Origin of the sequence: Planktothricoides sp. SR001, from assembly GCF_001276715.1 — a bacterium.
In the GTDB taxonomy this organism is placed as follows: domain Bacteria; phylum Cyanobacteriota; class Cyanobacteriia; order Cyanobacteriales; family Laspinemataceae; genus Planktothricoides; species Planktothricoides raciborskii.
In genome coordinates this window covers 1-19,970 of the sequence record NZ_LIUQ01000018.1, presented here as the reverse complement: position 1 = coordinate 19,970, position 19,970 = coordinate 1, and the positions used below count along the sequence as shown (strand labels likewise).

Sequence of the window (19,970 nt, the reverse complement as noted above, 5' to 3'; positions counted from 1 at the left end):
CTGGTTAAGATTTAGGATTTTCCGCTGATTTAGAGGCAACCTGCTGCACCAATTGTATATCCAAATTTAACGCCTGGGCAACTTGTTCTACACTTAAACCCACTGCCAATAAACTAGGCACCGATTCCAGTTTACCTTCCAGTTTACCTTCCAGTTTACCTTCCAGTTTACCTTCCAGTTTACCTTCCAGTTTACCTTCCAGTTTACCTTCTTGTTTACCTTCCAGTTTACCTTCTTCTTTCCCTTGTTGGTAAACTCTTGTTTGTTTTAAATCACTTAAGCTAAACATTGCTTGGATTTCCTCCTTGGTTAATTCAGTAAATTTATAAATCAACACCGTTTCTACTAATTCTACAACTTTTGCCTTCAACCCTGGATCACTCAGTTGGTTCGCTTGCTGCATAGCTTGGGCGGTCAGGGGTTTGGCTGTCTCTTTATCTCCCACCACCAACTGCACAATACTCAGTCCCAGGGAGGGAGAATCTGACAGGGTAAGTTCATCCAAATAGACAAGTTTCAATTGCTGACTCATCAGTAAACCCCGATATTGAACCGGCACTTCTGGTGCTATTCTCTTAGAGACAAATACCGCGATCGCACACCAATCTTGAGTGGGTTGATATTGACCCAGATACACAAATATTTCCGTAAAAAAGCGCCAGTAAAAGTCAGATTTTTCCTGAAACTGCACTTCCACGAAATAAATGGGTAAATCCGCATCTGCCGCTGGCAAAAATATGCCATCAAACCGGCGAGCCAGTTCTTTAATTTCCCTAGAGGATAATTCATAGTTTCTGGCGGATTTTGGGTCAGCCCCAATCAGTTCAAATACCAGACTAGGAAATGTCTGAAATAATTGATAAAATATCGTATCAGTTCTCATTGATTAATTTGAGTAATTCCTGATTTAAATTATACCATTTGTTTCGGCGGGCGGTAATTTCTATTCCAGAAAGCTTTCTTGGGGCAAAATACCTCCTGTGCCTTCTCGGTGACTCTGTGGTAAAAATGAACCAAAAATGAACCACAGAGTCACCGAGGTTACAGAAAGTGCTTAAATGTCATTTTTAACAAATCTTTACAAAACTTTTAGCTGCGACATTTTGCGACATTTTGCGACATTTTGCGACATGGGGTAATATGTCGCAAAAATTTTTTGCTGAGAGATAAGTCAGGGAAAGCATTGGTTGAAACCTTTGCCATACAAAGGGTGTATAGGTATCATAAGTGTAAATTTGGAAAAAATTTGCGCCTTTTTTTTTGCTAAATGTGAGGCAAAAATTTGCCGGATTTGTTGATTTTTTTAAAAAATAATGTCGAATGTCGAATAATGTCGAATAATGTCGCAGATTATGGCTATTGACAACTTAGATTTAACTTGTTTAACATTGAAGGTAATCAAATTAAATTTTAATCCTGAGTGACTTTAAACGTGGCATACTCAAAGGATTTGCCCTGAAATACTTACTGGCAGCATCTCCCAATGCTTATCTTCACAATATCCGTAATTATACGGAGGTTTATATCTTCGGTTTCACGGTTGATTAGTTGACAAACAACAAGAAATATTCCCGGATGTTTCTCTAATGTTTGGTGACAATCTATACAGATTATTGTTGCTGTAAATCCAATGATAAGCAGCGACCAAAAGTACCACAAGCAAAAGTAGCCATTGGTGGGAAGACCCGCGCATTTCGGGATTAGATTTTGGCTTTTAACCAGAAATATTTGCCGCAATGCTTCGCCCCTACTGAATTGTTAGGGCGAAGCATTGCGGGATTAAATTTTGGCTTTTAACCAGAAATATTTGCCGCAATGCTTCGCCCCTACTGAATCTTTAATTTTTTACTCTAATTCCGAACATGATTGACCAACTGCTTGACCAACGTTATAAAGTTTTGCAAATTCTCGGCGCCGGTGGTTTTGGCCGCACTTATATTGCCCAAGATATGAAACAACCCAGTAAGCCGAAATGCGTGATTAAACAACTTCTCCCCCAGGGAGTTGATGACCCCACTTTGTCCGATGCTTCGCGGGAAAATCGTTGGGGCTTGGCGCATAAATTTTTTGAAAAAGAAGCGGAAATTTTGGAAGTTCTGGGCAACCATGACCAGGTTCCCCGGTTACTGGCTTATTTTGAAGAAAACCAAGAATTCTACTTGGTGCAAGAGTTTATTGATGGCCTCACTTTGGGGTCTGAACTAATTCAAGGTCAACCTTGGTCGGAAAAACAAGTAATTGCTTTGCTGAAAGATGTTTTAACGGTTTTGGAGTTTGTCCACGGCAATAATGTGATTCACCGAGATATTAAACCGGATAATATTATTCGCCGCAAACTCGATAATAAATTAGTGTTGGTGGACTTTGGCGCGGTCAAGCAAGTGCGCGGTCAAATGGTGACAAATTCTGGGGCATTTGGTTGGACGGTTTGTATTGGTACTGAAGGATATCGCCCCCCAGAACAAGCGGCAGGGCGTCCCCGTTTGAATAGCGATCTTTATGCTTTGGGGATGATTGCGATTCAAGCATTAACGGGAATCAATGCTTTCGATCTGCGCTTGAATTATAGCGATTCAAATACCGATGAAATTCAATGGCAAGATAAAGTAACCAATGTTAGCCCGGGATTAATTGAGTTTTTAACCAAGATGTTGCGTCAAAACTGGCGCGATCGCTACGAAAGTGCCACCGCAGCGTTGCAAGCACTGGAGTCTCTAACCGCGAGTCTCCCTGGAAATAACTATCAGCCCACCGTGGTTCCCACCGCAGTTGCTACTCAGTTGCCCGTGACCACCCATCGACCCGCACCTGTTGCAGGTACGGAAGTGGCACCCGCAGCACAGCCTACACCAAAACCTACACCACAACCCACACCACAAACCACACCACAAACCACACTAGCAAGCACACCAGCAACTACAGTATCTAAGACTGCTTCTAAGAATGCTTCAAAACCACTGCCCCTCAAGCCGATCGGTTTAGCAGTTGCCGGAATTTTGGCATTAGCTTTGGTGGGCGGTGGTGTGCGATCGCTCATGGGTTCTTCAGGAGATTCTAAGCTTGCGGTTTCTAATTCTCCGACTAACTCGGAGGTTCAGTCTGACGATGAATTAATCAGTTCGGGCGATCGCATTTTAATCCCCAACGAAGGCGTAGATAACAAAGAATTCGAGGAATTAAAAAAAGCTGGAGTGGACGCAATGGCGGCTAAAGACTATGCCAAAGCTAAAGAAAACTTTCAGCAAGCTCTTGGGATTAAGAAAAATGCCCCGGAAACTCTCATTTATCTGAATAATGCCAAGATTGGTGATGCTAAATCCTACAGGCTGCTGTTGTGCCGATTAAAGATGGTAAAGAGCCAGGGCGATCGCTAGAAATGTTGCGGGGATTTGCCCAAGCCCAAGAAGAAGTGAATAAAAACGGGGGCATTAATGGCGTACCGCTAAAACTGGCGATCGTCAACGACTACGATGACAAAGATAAAGCCAAAATGCTGGCAGAAAAACTGGTCAAGGATTCTAACATTCTGGGGATCATGGGACACCATATCGGTTCGGTTAGTGAAGCGGTGGCGCCGATTTATCAACGAGAAAAATTAGTGTTAATTACCCCAATCAGTGTGAATGATGAAATCACCAATGACAAAACCCCCTATTTGTTCCGAACCAATCGAGCCAATATTGAAAAAGGGTCTAATGAATTAGTTCATTACATGGTGAACAATTGGCAGAGGCAAAAAGTAGCGATCTTTTCTAATGGAAAATTGGATTACATTAAAAAAATGAAAACTTCTTTTGAGGATGAATTGTTTAATAAAGGGGAGGTCGTTGGTGAGTTCGATTTATCCCTAGATGGTTTTAATGCCTATCAAAGCCTGAAAACCGCTAAAGAAAAAGGGGCAGAGGTAATTCTATTATTACCCAGCCTCGGAGATTTAAATAAAACCTGGGAACTCTTACGGGTAAAAAATGAATATCCTAACGAATTTGGTGACTTAAAAGTTTTAGGAGATATTGTCACTTTATATCGCCTGGAAACCTTAAAAAATGGACGCGATACCGAAGGTATGGTATTGGCAGTTTCCTGGCAATTCAATCCAGAAGCTGGGGGTTTTTCTCAGGATGCTGATACACTTTGGGGAGGGGGCGTTAACTGGGTTACAGCTATGTCTTATGATGCCGGTAAAGCATTTATTGCGGCGATGGAAAAAAGTGAGAATCCCACTCGTGAAAATATTCAACAGGAACTCAGTAATGACAGTTTTGTCACCGAGGGAGCTTCTGGACCAATCAAGTTTAAAGAGAATGATGTGACACCTCCTTCTTTACATATGGTCACTGTTAAGAAGCAAGCTTCGGTGGAAGAAAGTATTTCTAAAACAGGCTATGATTTTGTTCCAGCTAAATCAGCATCAGCGCAGGAAGCAGAAGTTCCCAATTATTAAAGCCCTCGTTTCTAGCAGTAGTTTTATTGTAGTTTTATTGTAGTTTTATTGTAGTTTTATTGTAGGTTCGGTTGAGGAACGAAACCCAACCTACGAAGGCTAATCGTGGCAGGGTTGGGTTTCATGCTTCAACCCAACCTACGAAAGCTGGGAACGAGGAAAATGACCGATTCCGCTCAAAAATCAACTGGGGATAATGTCGATGAATCTGGTATTAAGCTCTAAAAATTGCCGCCTGTTTTTTACCGGACAAGGCATTTCCCTGGTTGGACAGTGGATGACAAAAGTGGCTGCCGGTTGGTTGGTGTATCAGCTAACTCACTCTGCTTTTTTACTAGGTTTGGTGGCATTCACTGATGATATTGCTAGTTTACTTGTAGCCCCTTTTACGGGAGTGTTACTCGACCAATGGAACCGGCAACGGGTTTTAATTCTGACTCAGACTTTTGCGATGGTTCAGACTTTGGCCGTAGGGGTTTTCTGTTTGACAGGTCATATCGATATTTACGGGATGATTGCCCTGAGTTTGTGCCAAGGTTGTATTAAGGCTTTTGATCTGCCTGCCCGACAAGTTTTTATTGCCGAAATTGTCGATAAAAAAACGGAAATTGGGGAGGCGATCGCGCTTAATTCGTTAATCATTAGTCTCGGTCGGTTACTCGGCCCTGCTTTAGGGGATGGGCGATCGTTAATTTGGGGATTGGCTTGTGTTTTTTGTTCGATGGATTTACTTATATGTTTGTGATTGCCGCCTTATTAATGATTAAAATATCTCCCGCTAAAAATACCCGTTCAACCCAAGTCGATCGCCCTTGGAAAAAATTGCAACAAGGATTCGCATATATAGTAAAATTTCCCGATATAGGCTTCATTCTCCTGTTACTAGGCTTAGTGAGTTTTATGGCCATGCCTTATACTTCTTTAACGCCCATATTTGCCAAAGAAATTTTGCAAGGCAATGCCGAAACTCTGGGTTTTATGCTATCCTTTGCTGGACTAGGTTCTTTAATCGGCAGCCTATATTTGCTGTTCAAAATTAAAATCTTCGGTTTAGAAAAAATTATTCCTCTATCCACCGGATTAGCTGGCATCAGTCTGATGGTATTTTCTCAATCAGAAAATGTTATAATATCCTTTATATCCTTGTACTTAGTCGGATTTGCCTTAAGTTTACAAGTTGCATCGAGCAATACCATATTACAAATTCTGTCACCCGATGATAAACGAGGCCGAATTATGAGTTTATTTGCCATTGCTTTTGTCGGCATGACCCCATTAGGAAATTTAATGAGTGGCTTTATGGCCGATCGCCTCGGTGTGGTGACAACTTTAACCATCAATGGTCTGATTTGTTTGATTGCCGCTGGCATATTTTCCCAGCAAATTCAACCGCTCCAGCGTTCTTTAAAACGTTTGGTAAATTGTGAACCTTAACCTTTAACCTAACCTTTATAAGCTTAAGTAAACTCTAACCACATAAACACTGAAATAAAATTAATTATTAACCATGTTTACTGCAACAGAAAATTAACCCCAAGCGGCATCAAGCAAAACAGAAAAACTGATCCAGTCTCTCCAAGAAATGCACAAATTCTTGACAGCCACAGGAGCAGAAGACCCCACCTTTAAAACCGTGGCGGGAAAATTGAGCAGCTTAAGTGCAACGCTCAAAGCTGGACAAATCAAATTTCAAATTGTCAGTCAATCTCCCCCCCTGGCTTATGCGGTTGCTAAACTGGTAGAATCGAGTGCCACCCTACCGGCACTTTATCAATTTCAAACTACAACTTTACCGGGTCAATCTCAACGCACCGAAATTCCCATCAAGGCAGTAGAATATGCTCGCACGGAGTTAGCTGCCCCCGAACCTGTTCTCTTGCAATTTACCGATCGCGATCGCGAAAAGCCGATTTCTCATCGTCTGTCCAAAAATGGTAAATTACTCATCGGTCGTCGTCCAGGCTGTCAAATTCAAATCCCCCAACAATACAGTTTTGCTTCGGGACATCATGCGGAAATTGTCCCGGTTCCGGGGGCGGATAATTCTTTCGGAAATTGGCAAATTTGTGACACCAGTACCAATGGCACTTACATCAACGGTCAAAAGATTTCGGGATGCCAAACTTTGCATCCAGACGATCGCATTACGTTAGGCTATCCCGAACCGACCGATCGCAGTGCGGAACTTATTTTTAAATTTGAATATAATATCGCCTCTCCCCAACCCCCTCATGGTTCTGCCGGAAATCAAACTTCGGATCCGAATGAGTCATTATATAAAGAACTGATTGACTGCGATATTCTCTGTTTGGTGATTAACCCCACTGTCCCCGTTTCCGATACAGAAAAACGGCTGATTTCGCGAGCAAATCAAGGGCGACTTTTCAAAACGATTGCAATTGTGGATGTTTCAGCGATCGCTCGCGAACCGGAACGAGTTAACCATAATATTGACGCCTTCAAGCAATGGCTAAAAAGCCAAAATTTGCAAGGGACTGTTGCCTTGCCGTTAATTCCTTTGCATCCTTTTTATCCCAGTCCCGAACCCATGACCGAACTGGCGCCAAATGTGCAGCAAGAGTGCGATCGGTTTCGCCAATTTTTAGAACAGTTGGCGATCGGGCAACGGGAGGAAATTCTGATGCAGCGGTTCAGCAAAAAAATCAAGGAACAAATTGCGATTATAGAACAAGCTTACGGCGAAAAAGAAGCAAACTTAAAAACCCGGATTGCGAAATCTATTGCCTTGCCTCCGGTAACCGATCTGGATGAGTTGGATCGACAAATTAGAAAAACCTTCAAACAAGTAGCAGAAAACAAAGAAAAATCATTCCGAGAAATTAGAGTGGAACTGAATAAATCGAAATCAGAATTAGTCGATGGATTCAGTAAAGAAAGTTTACTGTATAAGATTAAACAGTTTACCGACGAACTGCAACCCGTTGTCACCAAAGAAAAAGACCAGGTTTCCCTGTGTTTAAATTCTGAGAAAATGAACAAGTCCCATACCATCCATACTCATCTGAATCGTCTTTGTTACGGAGATATGAGTCAGTGGGCAAAAGATGAATGGCAACGAGTTTTTGGGACTTATGGCGATGGCGGTTTACAAGCAATTTTCCAACGTACTCATGCAGCCTTTGATTTTATTCCCGGTCTGGATTTACCCAGTGCATCTTTTGCCGCTAACCCAGAGTTTGACGTTTACAAATGCTTGCAATATTCTTTTGTGGAATTTGACAATCAGGTTTCTTTTCAAGACACCGCTTCGGGCAACAATTTGATGTTATGGGGATCGGCAGTTATGGGAATTGTTGGTTTGGCAATGGGACAACCCATTCTACTGATGACTGCTGGGATGGGTGTCCTGGGAAAACAGGTCGCCCAACAACAAAGCGAAACTGCCAAAATTGAACAAATTACCGAAAATTTACGCAAAGGCTTATGCCAACATTATCAATCTTTGGCGAAAAGTATTGCGGATAATTTATCCCAGCAAATTAATTTGGCGATCGAAGCGGAAAAACGCCGATTTAAAACTTTAATGAAAACAACTAGCGATAAGGTTTGCGCCTACATGAATGACATGAAAAAAGGTTTGGATTATGCTGAAAAACAACATAAACAATTGCAGCAATAAAAAAGCCTGTTCATGGATATATGTAATAAAATATCTACTTAAATTAAGTCTTAAAATAAACCAGAGGTGTTAATGAATAAAAATACCGGACAACCCCAACCCAAAATAATGCTAAATATCAATAAATGTACTGACGATTATGGTCAGCTAATCAGCAAATTTAAAAATGCTCTATATGGTATTTTTTGATAGACCAGAATAAACTTTAGAAATATTAATGACAGGGAGGTTTCATCATGGGTCTTTTTGATTAAATCAGGGATGCCTGCCGTCACAGATTTGATAATGTTGCCAATGCCATTAAATCGAAGTTTAAAAGATAAGCGAACATAGACACATATAAAGGATAAACGAACATGAACACATCTGAAGGAGAAACAAACATGGACACAAACTACGGCAATTTTGACTCATTAAAAAATGAACTTAGGCTAAAAAATATGCCCACGGTGTTCCGGGATTCATATACCATTTCTGAAGATACCAATGGTGACGGACAAGTTGATTATGTTTACGATCGCGATAATCGATCAATTCCATATCATATTGCTGAAGATACCAATGGTGATGGAAAAATTGATAATGTTTACAATCACTACGATACCGATAAAGACGGGTATTATGAGATTGTAGTTGAAGCGTTTGATGAGAATAAAGATGGAAAATTTGATTACGCTTCTAAGAGTTACGATAGCAATGGTGATGGCCACCATGACACTGTAGAGTATGCCGATGGCAACCAAAGCGATAGTTACACCGATCAAACCATGCTTAGTAACGATATCGATAACGTCAGCTATGATCCAGATAACTACATAGGAAATAACGACGATAACTATGATTTTGATGACCAAATGACATATAACGATGATGGGTGTTACAACGCATAACATTCATGTTGCTAATTCAATATTATCAAGCAATAAAGTTATTGAATTAGCAAAGTTATGAGTTAAAACCAATATGACAATTGGTGCGTTACTGCGGCGCAAGTTAAGATTATTTGTGGTTAGCAAAAATTTCTGCGCCGCCTAACACACCCTACCAAAAAAAGGCGATCGCAGTTCTTGGGATAACAGAAACCGGGTTTCTACAGAAATCTCGGTTGGGATGCCAAAGTTATAATATAAACCCGGTTTCTCGGAGAAGGCGATCGCTTTTCAAGCCCAAATTAGCGGGGATTTAAACTATTTTAAACCAGGATATGTTTTGCTGGATACGGCGATTTCTAGTATTTGCGGTTTGGTAGAAGTAGACCAAGCAGAATGCGATCGCCTGAATGCCAGACCAAAACCAACAGTTACAAGACCATATTCAGGCGATCGGGGTGGGAATTGCCGCAGGGGCGATCTTGGCGTCGAGTTCCGGGTTAATGCTGGCAGAAAAAAAGACATTTCCTTGGCAAGCAAATCAGCGGTATTATTAAGTGCCGGTTGTGCCATAGCATTTTGGTTGGCGTTTTTCTTATACTTCCAAGTCCGCAGAAATGCCGCCAAAAATAAGAAGTAAAATAAACCGGGTTTTTTGAGTAAAAAGAAACCCGGTTTCTGTCCCATGAAAAAGAAACCCAGTTGCTTGAAAAAACCTGGTTTTTGAATCGTTTAAGCTGAAATAATCTTTTCAACGGGAATGGTCACATCAGGAAATGCCAGGGGCGAAATTTCCCCATCTTTTAAGGTCATTTTAAACCCATATTCTCGTTCACGGGGTTGGCGGTAAATAATTAATTCCCCAGTTTGTAGATTCACCAGCCAATATTCTGGGATGCCCGCTTCTGCATAAATGTGATATTTTACTGTTGCATCTTTTTCTAAACTGCTATTAGCATATTCGATTACCCAGAAGATATTTTCTGGATAAGGATGATGAGTCAGATACTCTCTCCCTAGGGGCTGGACAATAGTGATATCCGGTTCCGGTTCCGACCCGTTGGGCAGGGTGATAGGTTTGGCGTGGCGAACAAAAGCGCGGTAAGCGTCAGCTATGCCGTCAGGCTTATCGCCTAAAACTCTAGTCAAATAATTTCCTGCTTCTGAACTAAAGAAAGCATGAATTTCACCTTCGGGGGACATTTCAACTATTTCTCCTGCTAATAACTCCACGGGGCGATCGTCGAGTAACCCCGTTTTAATCATCAGGTGGTAGTCTTCTACACTCCACTTGACTGTTGACAGTACCATATTTCACCTCCATCAACCTTCACTTTAGTTTATCATTTACCTGCCAGATACCTGCCAGAGAAGAGTTAAAAAAATGGCGCGATCGCCTTTATTCCCATATCTCATACCAACCAGAAACCGGGTTTCTTAATTGTAGGGGCGATTCGCGAATCGACCGTACTCGGTACGAAGCATAAATTGTCGCAAAAACCCGGTTTCTTCTATGACCCATCTATCGGTCAAAAACTCAATAAAGTTGCTGATTTGTGAAAATAAATATCAGGATTTAAAAAATAAGTTTAAACACTATAAATTATTAGTTAATTTCATTCACAAAATTTAATATCAAATACAACTAATTTAATAGAATTAAATCATAAATAAAATGCTTTTATGCTAAAATAAAATAAATTGCCAATTATCGGAGGTAAAGCTCTATGGTAGCCGAACTAAAATCTCCAACCAAACCAGAAATTATCTATCCCGATAGTGACGGTCAACCTATGTCAGATAATACAGAACATTTCCAACTGATTGTCTTAATCAAAGAAAACTTAGAAATTTTGTTTTCTGCGGAGCAAAATGTATTTGTAGCGGGAGACTTATTATGGTATCCCGTAGAAGGGGATAATCAGCTAAGACAAGCCCCAGATGTGATGGTGGCATTTGGGCGACCCAAAGGACGCCGAGGTTCTTATCAACAATGGCAAGAAGAAAATATTGCCCCGCAAGTAGTGTTTGAAATCTTATCTCCGGGAAATCGGCCATCGGAAATGGCGAAAAAATTCCAGTTTTACGATCGCTATGGAGTAGAAGAATACTACCTCTATGACCCCGATCGCTTGGATTTAACTGGCTGGTTGCGTCAAGGGGAAAAATTAGCCGTCATCGATCGCGTATCTGGGTGGGTTTCTCCCCGACTGGGAATTAAATTTGAATTAACTGAGTCAGGACTTGAGTTAATTCGCCCTGATGGACAAAAGTTTTTAACTTCTCAGGAATTAGCTGAACGGGCTGAAGCCGAAAGCCAGCGGGCTGAAGCCGAAAGCCAACGGGCTGAAAAAGCCGAAGAACGAGTTAAACTCTTAGAGGCACGATTGCGAGAATTAAACATTAATCCAGAGGATTTGTAACCGATTTACTCGCTGTTACTATGTTAGTTTTATCCTGACGAAAAAAAGTAGGGGCGCAATGCTTGCGCCCCTACGGAATTCATGCACATTTTTAATCAAATCTAATCACATTTAATCAGATAATCAGATAATCAGATAAATTTGCTTCAACCTTTGACACAAACCACTTGTTTCAAGGTTGCCACAATTTCCACTAAATCTGATTGATTTTCCATCACTTGCTCGATAGGTTTGTAAGCTCCAGGTATTTCATCCAGTACCCCTCGGTCTTTGCGACATTCAATGCCTTGAGTTTGTTCAATTAAATCCGCTTCAGTGAATTCTTTTTTCGCCTTATTTCTAGACATTAAACGACCGGCGCCGTGGCTGCAACTGCAATAACTATCAGCACAACCTTTGCCTTTGACGATGAAAGATTTGGCTCCCATTGAACCGGGAATAATCCCATAATCTTCTTCTCTAGCTCTCACGGCACCTTTGCGAGTCACATAGACTTGTTCGCCAAAATGAGTTTCTTTTTCAGCGTAATTGTGATGACAATTGACCAGTAATAACGGTTTAGTGGGTTTGCCTCCTGCGAGGTGTTTTTCCACAATTCGCATGAACCGATCCATCATTACATCGCGATTTTTGCGGGCATAGTTTTGTGCCCATTGTAAATCATGCCAATAGGCATCAAATTCGGGAGTTTGGGAGACAAAATAAGCCAGGTCTGGGTCAGGGAGGCGATCGCCTGCTAATCGGGCTAATTCTTTGGCGGTATCAATATGACATTGGGCCAACATATTGCCAATGTGCCGAGAACCGGAATGTAACATCAACCAAACTTGATTATCTGTATCTAAACAGACTTCAATAAAATGGTTGCCACCACCGAGGGAACCCAATTGTTTCATGGCTTTTCCTTCTAAGCGTTGGACTCCAGCATGAAGGTCTTTAAAATCCCGCCATCCCTGCCAATTACTTGCCGGTTTATCCACGTCCTTATTTTCATCAAAACCCAGAGGAATTGCTGCTTCAATATCCTGGCGAATTTTTTTCAATTTGCCTTCGAGTTTGTCTGCGAAAAATGGAGTTTTTACCGCACACATACCACAGTTATGAACGAATACCCCAGCAGTTAGAGCAAAGTTATGATATTCGGGAACGGTTAAACAGTAAACGTCTTGTTGTTCTTCTAGGGAAACAACCTCAACGACTTTGTGGTTGTACCCGTGTTCTTTTCGCCGATGGTTATGTAATCCAATGGGAGTTTTCACTTCATCGCCGCAGGTTTCACAGGTGTAGATCCGATTAGCAATTTCCTTGCTTTTTGCTCTTCCTTTTTCGCTGTTATTGTAGTCAATCAGATAATTTTTTCCCCGTTTTCCATTGTCAAAAACTTGGTATTCACCGGAATCATTCTGCTGAATTAAAGTGTAGCCATCCTGATATGTTTTGCTATAAAAAGGCATTAAGGATGTACCATTATTTAAATCTTTGGCTTCTCGATAACTGCCATCACGCAGCATAAATTGGTGGTCGGGAGTGCATAGGATTTCTGCACCGTTGTCGAGAACCACTTTGACTAATGGGGCATTGCGACGAGTCAAACGAGCGATCGCTTTTGCGGCCACAATTCGTCCTGTATTGGTACAGGAGTAAACCACAAACTCCCGCCCCCAGGAAGCTAACTCCGCCAGGGAATAAGATTTGCCGTCTGCGAGAGGAACTAATGTATCCCCAGTGAAACAACCAATATCGACCCCCACCGCAGCGGGAATAATCGCATCTTTGGTCGCCAGCACTGACCCTACTAAGGCCCCTTTGCCCAAATGAACATCGGGCATAAGCGCCACGTGCTTAAACACAAATGGCAACGAGGCCACATTTTTGGCCATTGCAGTTTCTTCCGAACCTAGTTCGTGATTTGCCCAAGATAAGACAGGTTTGGGCGTTGAGATTTTCAGTTGTTCGTAGGGCATAAGAATTATATTGCCAGTATGACTATTTATATACTACATTATGTAGTATGTTTTGTCGAGCGTTGCTCCCTAACCCCGTGTCAGCCAGTAGCCGCGCAAACCAACGGCATTCGCCCCTTCATAGTCGTCTTGGCGACTATCCCCGACGTGCCAAGCTTCCTGGGGCAGACAATTATGTTTTGCCAAAGCGGTGGCAAAGATTTTCGGGTCAGGTTTGGCAGCCCCCACTTCGGTGGAAATGGTGACGGATTGGAAAAAATGATTTAAATCGAGCGCTTTTAAGACCGCATATAGCCGCGAGTCAAAATTAGATAAAACACCGAGTTCAATGCCAGCACTTTGGCACCGTTCCAGGGTGGGCAGCACTTCGGGATAAAGTACCCACGGCTGGCTGGTGGCAAAGTAGGCGTAAAGTTCCGCAAAGAATTTACTAAAGTCGCGAAATTGGGATTGTACTCCGGCTTTTTGGAAGGTGTGGGAGGCGACCCTTTCCCACCATTCAAATTCTAACCGGGGAATTTCTCTGGGAGTGGCATGGGGAAAGGCTGCGGCTGGGGCTTGCCGAAAGCTTTCCCGGAAGGCTCGATCTAATAGGTTGGGGGCAACTTCTACGCCAAAAGATTGGGCAATTTCTGCATAAATTTGTCCGACTGTCCCCCGAATGCCGAAAAGCGTTCCTACGGCATCAAAAAAAATAACTTTTGGTTTGAGATTAGTCATGGTTATTTGTTGTTTGTTGGTGGTTGTTTGTTGTTTGTTGGTGGTTGTTTGTTGGTGGTTGGTGGTTGTTTGTTGGTTTATTAGACCTGTGGCAAAATTCTTAAAACCGCGATCGCCTTTTCAGAATTTTGCCACAGATTTATTGGTTATTTGTGGTTCGACTATTGCCCCAATAACGAATAACCAATAACCAGTAACAATTGAATTAACTAGAAAGCATTTCTCGCAGTGGTTGAGTGATCCAGTTAAACCCAACTTTAAGCTGATGGTCTAAGGTGGGGAGGCGATATAAATAGATGAGACGGCGGAGGATATGGGCCGCTGGGCCGTCGAGTTTGATTCCTAAGCCGGTGAGGGTGGCGTTGTCTAAACCCAATGTCATCATTTCCCCTAAATTTTGATACCGGAAGGGTAATAAAGGACGTTCGGTGAGAGAGGCCCAAATGTTCCAGGCAGCATAGTCCGCTTGCTGGATGGCAGCTTGGGCAGTGCTGGGAACCCGTTGCTCGCTGGCATCTTGACAGTCCGCTAAGTCTCCGAGGACAAAGATATCGGGATGGTCGATCGCCTGTAAGGTGGCAGTGGTGGTAATTTGACCCCGTTGATTTTGCTTCAGGGGCAGCGATCGCACCACGGGGGAAACTTCGGTGCCCACAGTCCAGAGGACGATATCCACCGGCAAGTTATCGATTTGTTCTTTATATATTAAGGAGATGCTATCCGCTTCGACGCGATCGACGGTGGTTTCTAAGTCAATCCAAATCCCCCGTTCTTTCAGCGATCGCATCGCCGCAGTCCGATTAAACTCCGAAGCCGATCGCAGAATACTATCCGAGGCTTCCACCAACCGAACTCGACCCCGTTCTCCCAGGCGATCGGCCAATTTACAGGCTAATTCAACCCCACTATAGCCACTCCCAACAATGGCAACGCGAATTTTATCGCAAACGGAGTTTTCTAACTCTCGGAGTTTTTCTTGCAGCCGATAAGCATCATTAATGGTGCGGAAGGGAATAGCATGGTCAGCACATCCCGGAACCCGATCCATTGGGGTTTCCCCACCGAGGGCTAAGACGAGGCGATCGCAACTGATATCCGGGCCATCGTTTAATTGCACTAGATGCGATTCTCGTTCCGAGACGCTTCGCGAACGCACATCAATATTTGTCACCGCACCTTGGACAAAGCGCACCGTTGTGTCCGCCAAAAGTTCAGAAAATGGTGGGGCAATTTCCCAACTTTGCAGTTCCCCGGTCAGCAATTCATACAACAAGGGCGAAAATAAAAAGCGATCGTTTTGCTCAACGAGAATAATTTCTGGTTTATCCGGTGAATTCCAAGGGAATTGGCTTAATCTTAGAGCAGTGTATAGACCGCCAAAGCCTCCACCGAGGATACAAATACGTTTTTGGCTCATGGTCAGCAGGAGTTAAGAAAAAAAATCATCTCTTCCAAGATAGCAGTGACACCGATTTAAATTTGTGGCGATCGCCATAAACAAGCATAAATAACACCATAAATAACATTTTCCATAAAAAAATGCAAAACGCCAAAATCATAGCGTTTTGCATTTTTTGTTTTACACTTTTAACTGTTGCTTCAGTATTGAGCCGTTTGATTATCAATGAATTTGAAATCAGGCAGAATTCTTGCCACCCTAAAAGACTTAATTAATGTTCCAAATTCTTGGCAGTTTTACGAGCTTCCAACCAAGGGGGAACTACCAACCAGGCAATCACAAGCAGCAAGGCTACTAGAGCGAATTTGCTTACCCAGGAGATTAATTGCTCCAAAGAAATAAGTTCGCCCACGAAAAAAGACAAACTCACCATAACACTTGCCCATATAGTTGCTCCGGCTGTGTTACATAACAAAAATTGGGGATAAGGCATTTGAGCGATGCCCGCCATCGGTCCGGCAAAGATACGCAATAGGGCAATAAATCTGCCCAAAAAAACAGCCCTGGCAGCATTTTGGCTAAACTGGTCTTTGACTTCTAGGAGTTGCGCTTCGGTAATGCGAAAAACTCGACCGAGAACTATGAGTAAGGGCCAGCCACCTTTTTTGCCAATCCAGTAGCCAACGTTATCTCCTAGCACTGCGCCAGCGATCGCACATCCCAGCACGAACCAGTAATTAAGTTCTCCGCTTCCCGCCAGAAAACCGCCTACCAGGGTGATGGTTTCACCTGGCAGGGGAATTCCGGCATTTTCCAGCATAATTCCCAGAAAAACTGTCCAGTAGCCGTATTGATGTGCTATTTCTTGTATGGTTTCTAGTGAAATTAACTCAGACGACATTCAACACAGCCTTTACAAACCTTTACTATTACCTCTTATATTGACGTAAATCGGGTCATAGTGTCAATTAAAATCATTAATTTCTGGATAAAAATAATTAACAACCTGTGATTATTTAAATTACATTTAAATAATCTGTAATTATTTGATGAAATGACAGACCAAGAGCCTGGTTTAAGGGAAATACTGAGTAGGATCGGGGAAAAGTTTCATCAGGTTTAACCCAGAGAATTGTGGCGGTCTGGAAAAACCAATCAAATCCAACCAAAATTTAACCAAAAAAATTTAACCAAAAAAATTTAACCCAAAAAAATTGAGCCAGAAAACAAGGTGCCATAGGCGCGACGAGTCCGGGTAGGTGCTAGAAACCCAGTTGCCTAGGTTTCTAGACCCCCAGCCGGAAAATTATTCCCGCATAATACCAAAATTAGGCATTCCCCAAGGAGGGATTGCCCAATGAAGGCAGACTGACACTGCCGCTACCCTCAGAAAAACTGGGTAAATCCAACCGTCCAGACTGGCGACGGGATCTAACCGCCAAACGATAGCTGACGCTTTGCAGTTCAGCATGGAGTTTTTGGTTTTCCCGTTGCAGCATTTCGACTTTCTCTTTGACAGGCGCCATGCGCTCGGCAAACTTCTGGCGATAAATATCCGGCAGTTGTTGGACGACTTGTTCCAGCATCCGAGAGCGATCGGTGAGTTCTTCTACAGACTGGCGCAATTCGACAATTTCGCGATCGCGACCGGCGATCTGCTCTTGGTAAAATTGCACTTGCTCTTCAACCCCTTGGAGTTGTTCCCGCAATCTTTTTACCTGAGCTTGGCAATCTTGATCGGCTTGCGGGTGGGGAATAATTTCACTTTTGCCCTTGACTAAGCGAAACAACTCCTGCGAGAGTTGTTGTACCAGTTGATCGCGCATTTGCAACTCTTGGTTTAAATGCGTGACCTCGGTTTGTAACGACTGTATCGTTGGTTTTTCTGTTTGGCTCACGATCCTTGCCCCAGTTCCAATCATTTCATAACAAAGAGCAATTCACGCTCTTCAAAGCGCGATCGCTCCATTGACTCTGCTGCTAATTTAGCATCACCTTAGCATCACCCGCAGCAATTGACATCCCAATTCCTCCCTTCAACCTCCACATCCGCAAATGTTGCGTTCTCCAGGCTTTCCCCCTGCCGATGCTTCGGGGCTTCCCATTCCCAGTATTCTGAAGCGATTTGATTAAGATTCACAATCCTTGCTCAAGTTAAATTCAGAAATGATGACCGAAATTGCCCGCTAATTGTTAAGAAATGTTAAGATAAAAGTTAAGACTGGAAGTAACCATAAAAAATCTAGTCGTCAGTGAATCTAGGCTTAAAATCTCCGCTTGTTAAGCATTTGCAAGGGCTAGACTACATAAACGATATTTTTTGGCCAAAAAATATCATCGAGAAAAATCAAGAAAACTCAAAAAAATTTACCTTGCTAATTTTTCCCAATCGCCATATAATGCCCAGCAAATAATCCTTGACTTATCCTAGCACAATAAACACCTATTTACACTTTTGGTACAAAATGTTAAAATCCTAATTAAGGATTATGTTTTAAGTATCAAAAAAATCTAGTAAAAAAGCTAGGGTTCTCAGCCATACAGACATATTGGTCTTGATCTGAGAAAATTGAGTGAAGCTGGCAAAGTGAGAAAGCTGGCAATCTGTCAAAATGTCAAATTTGTTGTATAGGGGCTATGCCAAAACGGGTGTCATTATGACCACAACAGCCACCAAAGAACTAAAAAGTGAGAGCATGGGACTGTTGCGGCAGTACCAAACCTCACCATGCACGAAAATTCGCAATCAGATTGTGCAACTGAATATTGGTCTGGTAAAAAGAGAAGTCTATCACTGGATCCATCAATGCTCAGAAAGCTATGAAGACTTACTGCAAGTGGGATGCTTGGGGTTGATTCGAGCGATTGAGCGGTTTGATATGTCCAAGGGAAGTGCCTTCAGTTCTTTTGCCATTCCCTACATTCGCGGTGAAATTCAACATTATCTAAGGGATAAGAGTCCCTCAGTCAGAATTCCTAGACATTGGCTGGCATTACAAAGTCAATCCAAGAAGGCGATCGCGCAACTACAACTGCAACTCAAGCGACAACCTACGGATGCCGAGATTGCCGAAAAACTAGAAATTCCTGTAGCTGAATGGCTGGAAATTAAACTTGCCTATCAGAATCAATCCCCGTTAAGTTTGGATGCTCCAGTCCAGAGTTATGATGAAGACCAAACCTCTTTAGGCGAAACGGTTCCCGATCATGGCTATCGGAGTTTTCAGTTAGCCCAAGAAGACCAAATTCGCCTACAACAGGCTCTCGCTCGTTTAGAAGAAGGCACGCGCAAGGTGTTAGAGTTTGTCTTTTTGCACGATCTGACTCAAAAAGAAACCGCAGAAAAGATGGGGATCAGTGCCGTCACCGTTTCTCGTCGGGTGAAAAAAGGATTAGCTTCTTTGAAGAACTTGATGGGGAGTTGAGGAATATTTGTAGAAAAGTTCTGAAAAGTAAACAATATCAGCGAGCAATATTCAGCAAGCAATATTCAGCAAGCAATATTCAGCGAAAAAAGCGGGTAGAAAATGAAGATTTTCTGACCCGCTTTGATTTTATGTGATTTTCTTTGATGCCTGCCGGATTTAGGTGAATCTAAGAAACCGGGTTTCGGCGACAATTTGTAGATTTGAACCACAACTTTGATTAAAAAACCCGGTTTCTGAATGCCGTGCCAGAGTGAAATTTCCGGCAAAAATTTATGCTGCGATCGCTTCATGCTGCCGACAAATCCCGCTCAGGGTTCGCTATTGTGGACTAAAACATTCGTCGGTAATTTGGCTTCGGTTAAATCGGCGCCTAACAATTCCGTATTCAAGAATGTAGCTTCTGTCAGGTCAGCCCCAGAAAGATGAGCAAAAGCAAAATTACTATTGGTTAAGTCTGCCCCTTGTAAGTTAGCATTAGCCAATTCTGCGTTGTTGAAGAAAGTTGCAGTGAGATTGGCATTTTCTAGGTTAGATCCGGATAAATCGGCTCCCTCTAAGTTCGCTTCTTTTAAGTTGGCTCCGCTTAAATTGGCTTCTCTTAAATCCGCCCCAATTAAATGAGCGCCTTGCAAGTCTGCGCCGCTTAAATCGCAGCCTCGACATAAATTAGTTTGTAAAAGCTGTTGAAGATGTTGAGGATTTTCGGCTCTAACTGGGGTAATGAAGGTTAAAGCAATCAAACAAGTTGCGGTATGAAGAATAATGGATTTCATTTGTCTCTCCCTCCGAGACTCTCTGTGTTTATTATCCAAAATTCATGGCGCGATCGCAGTGATACTTGTCACCGGAATAGGTGATTACTATCAAACAAAAAAGTGACCAGTATCACCGTTGATATTGATACCGATCGCTGACAATATTAGGAAGTTATAAATACTCAAACAATCTTTGATTTTCTTTACTTTTGCTAAAAAATAATTGAGTTTTGTAAAATTTCAGCTAAAGTGATAATTTACTATTATACCATGAGTTGATGTTTTTAACAAGCCTAAGATAAATTTGGCAGCAATTCTCATTTTGGAA

Annotated in this window: 15 protein-coding genes and 1 pseudogene; 8 read left to right on the top strand and 8 right to left on the bottom strand. The window is 42.4% G+C overall.

Translation table 11 applies throughout. From position 1 onward, the window contains the following. Window positions 1-4: 4 nt before the first annotated feature. The gene (locus AM228_RS12585; protein ID WP_054466463.1) at window positions 5-883 is read right to left on the bottom strand and encodes an Rpn family recombination-promoting nuclease/putative transposase; all 879 of its coding nucleotides are present in this window, start codon (window positions 881-883) and stop codon (window positions 5-7) included. 979 nt (window positions 884-1,862) lie between these two features. Here AM228_RS12585 and AM228_RS12580 point away from each other — a divergent pair. The 6 genes and pseudogenes from AM228_RS12580 to AM228_RS32480 all read left to right on the top strand — a co-directional run bounded on the left by AM228_RS12580 (window position 1,863) and on the right by AM228_RS32480 (window position 9,510). Next, window positions 1,863-3,374, top strand: a complete 1,512-nt coding sequence (locus tag AM228_RS12580; RefSeq protein WP_054466462.1) for a serine/threonine-protein kinase — start codon at window positions 1,863-1,865, stop codon at window positions 3,372-3,374. After that, window positions 3,335-4,444, top strand: coding sequence for an ABC transporter substrate-binding protein (locus tag AM228_RS12575; RefSeq protein ID WP_072160755.1), 1,110 nt, complete (start codon window positions 3,335-3,337; stop codon window positions 4,442-4,444). Before AM228_RS12580 ends, AM228_RS12575 begins: the two co-directional genes overlap by 40 nt. Before the next feature lie 196 nt (window positions 4,445-4,640). Further along, window positions 4,641-5,878, top strand: a pseudogene (locus tag AM228_RS36770) (MFS transporter). A 148-nt stretch (window positions 5,879-6,026) separates the two neighbouring features. Next, window positions 6,027-8,084: an FHA domain-containing protein gene (locus tag AM228_RS12560; protein ID WP_054466458.1), complete on the top strand. Its 2,058-nt coding sequence runs from the start codon at window positions 6,027-6,029 to the stop codon at window positions 8,082-8,084. A gap of 356 nt (window positions 8,085-8,440) precedes the next feature. Beyond that, the gene (locus tag AM228_RS12555; RefSeq protein ID WP_054466457.1) at window positions 8,441-8,974 is read left to right on the top strand and encodes a hypothetical protein; all 534 of its coding nucleotides are present in this window, start codon (window positions 8,441-8,443) and stop codon (window positions 8,972-8,974) included. A 389-nt stretch (window positions 8,975-9,363) separates the two neighbouring features. Beyond that, window positions 9,364-9,510 carry a hypothetical protein gene (locus AM228_RS32480; RefSeq protein WP_156331727.1) on the top strand — a complete coding sequence of 49 codons (147 nt, stop codon included), beginning with the start codon at window positions 9,364-9,366 and terminating at the stop codon, window positions 9,508-9,510. A gap of 175 nt (window positions 9,511-9,685) precedes the next feature. On the opposite strand, the gene AM228_RS12550 is transcribed toward AM228_RS32480, so the two are convergent. Next, window positions 9,686-10,264, bottom strand: coding sequence for a Uma2 family endonuclease (locus AM228_RS12550; protein ID WP_054466456.1), 579 nt, complete (start codon window positions 10,262-10,264; stop codon window positions 9,686-9,688). Window positions 10,265-10,680: 416 nt separating this feature from the next. Between AM228_RS12550 and AM228_RS12545 the strand changes: the two genes are divergently transcribed. Next, the gene (locus AM228_RS12545; protein WP_054466455.1) at window positions 10,681-11,376 is read left to right on the top strand and encodes a Uma2 family endonuclease; all 696 of its coding nucleotides are present in this window, start codon (window positions 10,681-10,683) and stop codon (window positions 11,374-11,376) included. Window positions 11,377-11,522: 146 nt separating this feature from the next. Here the strand turns inward: AM228_RS12545 and AM228_RS12540 are convergent, their stop codons facing one another. The 5 genes from AM228_RS12540 to AM228_RS12515 all read right to left on the bottom strand — a co-directional run bounded on the left by AM228_RS12540 (window position 11,523) and on the right by AM228_RS12515 (window position 17,357). Next, complete coding sequence (locus AM228_RS12540; protein WP_054466454.1) at window positions 11,523-13,340, bottom strand: RtcB family protein; 1,818 nt, start codon at window positions 13,338-13,340, stop codon at window positions 11,523-11,525. Between the two features lie 69 nt (window positions 13,341-13,409). Continuing rightward, complete coding sequence (locus tag AM228_RS12535) at window positions 13,410-14,060, bottom strand: HAD family hydrolase (RefSeq protein ID WP_054466453.1); 651 nt, start codon at window positions 14,058-14,060, stop codon at window positions 13,410-13,412. Window positions 14,061-14,265: 205 nt separating this feature from the next. Continuing rightward, on the bottom strand, window positions 14,266-15,483 hold the full coding sequence (locus tag AM228_RS12525; RefSeq protein ID WP_054466451.1) for an NAD(P)/FAD-dependent oxidoreductase: 1,218 nt from the start codon (window positions 15,481-15,483) through the stop codon (window positions 14,266-14,268). 247 nt (window positions 15,484-15,730) lie between these two features. Continuing rightward, on the bottom strand, window positions 15,731-16,360 hold the full coding sequence (locus AM228_RS12520) for a DedA family protein (protein ID WP_054466450.1): 630 nt from the start codon (window positions 16,358-16,360) through the stop codon (window positions 15,731-15,733). Between the two features lie 427 nt (window positions 16,361-16,787). Beyond that, the gene (locus tag AM228_RS12515; RefSeq protein ID WP_190879766.1) at window positions 16,788-17,357 is read right to left on the bottom strand and encodes an Npun_F5560 family protein; all 570 of its coding nucleotides are present in this window, start codon (window positions 17,355-17,357) and stop codon (window positions 16,788-16,790) included. Between the two features lie 759 nt (window positions 17,358-18,116). On the opposite strand from AM228_RS12515, the gene AM228_RS12510 reads away from it, so the two are divergent. Next, the gene (locus AM228_RS12510) at window positions 18,117-18,884 is read left to right on the top strand and encodes an RNA polymerase sigma factor SigF (RefSeq protein ID WP_054466537.1); all 768 of its coding nucleotides are present in this window, start codon (window positions 18,117-18,119) and stop codon (window positions 18,882-18,884) included. Between the two features lie 311 nt (window positions 18,885-19,195). Here AM228_RS12510 and AM228_RS12500 read toward each other — a convergent pair whose 3' ends face one another. Then, window positions 19,196-19,660 (bottom strand): pentapeptide repeat-containing protein, encoded by a 465-nt coding sequence (locus AM228_RS12500; RefSeq protein ID WP_054466448.1) that lies wholly within the window; start codon window positions 19,658-19,660, stop codon window positions 19,196-19,198. Window positions 19,661-19,970 lie beyond the last annotated feature (310 nt).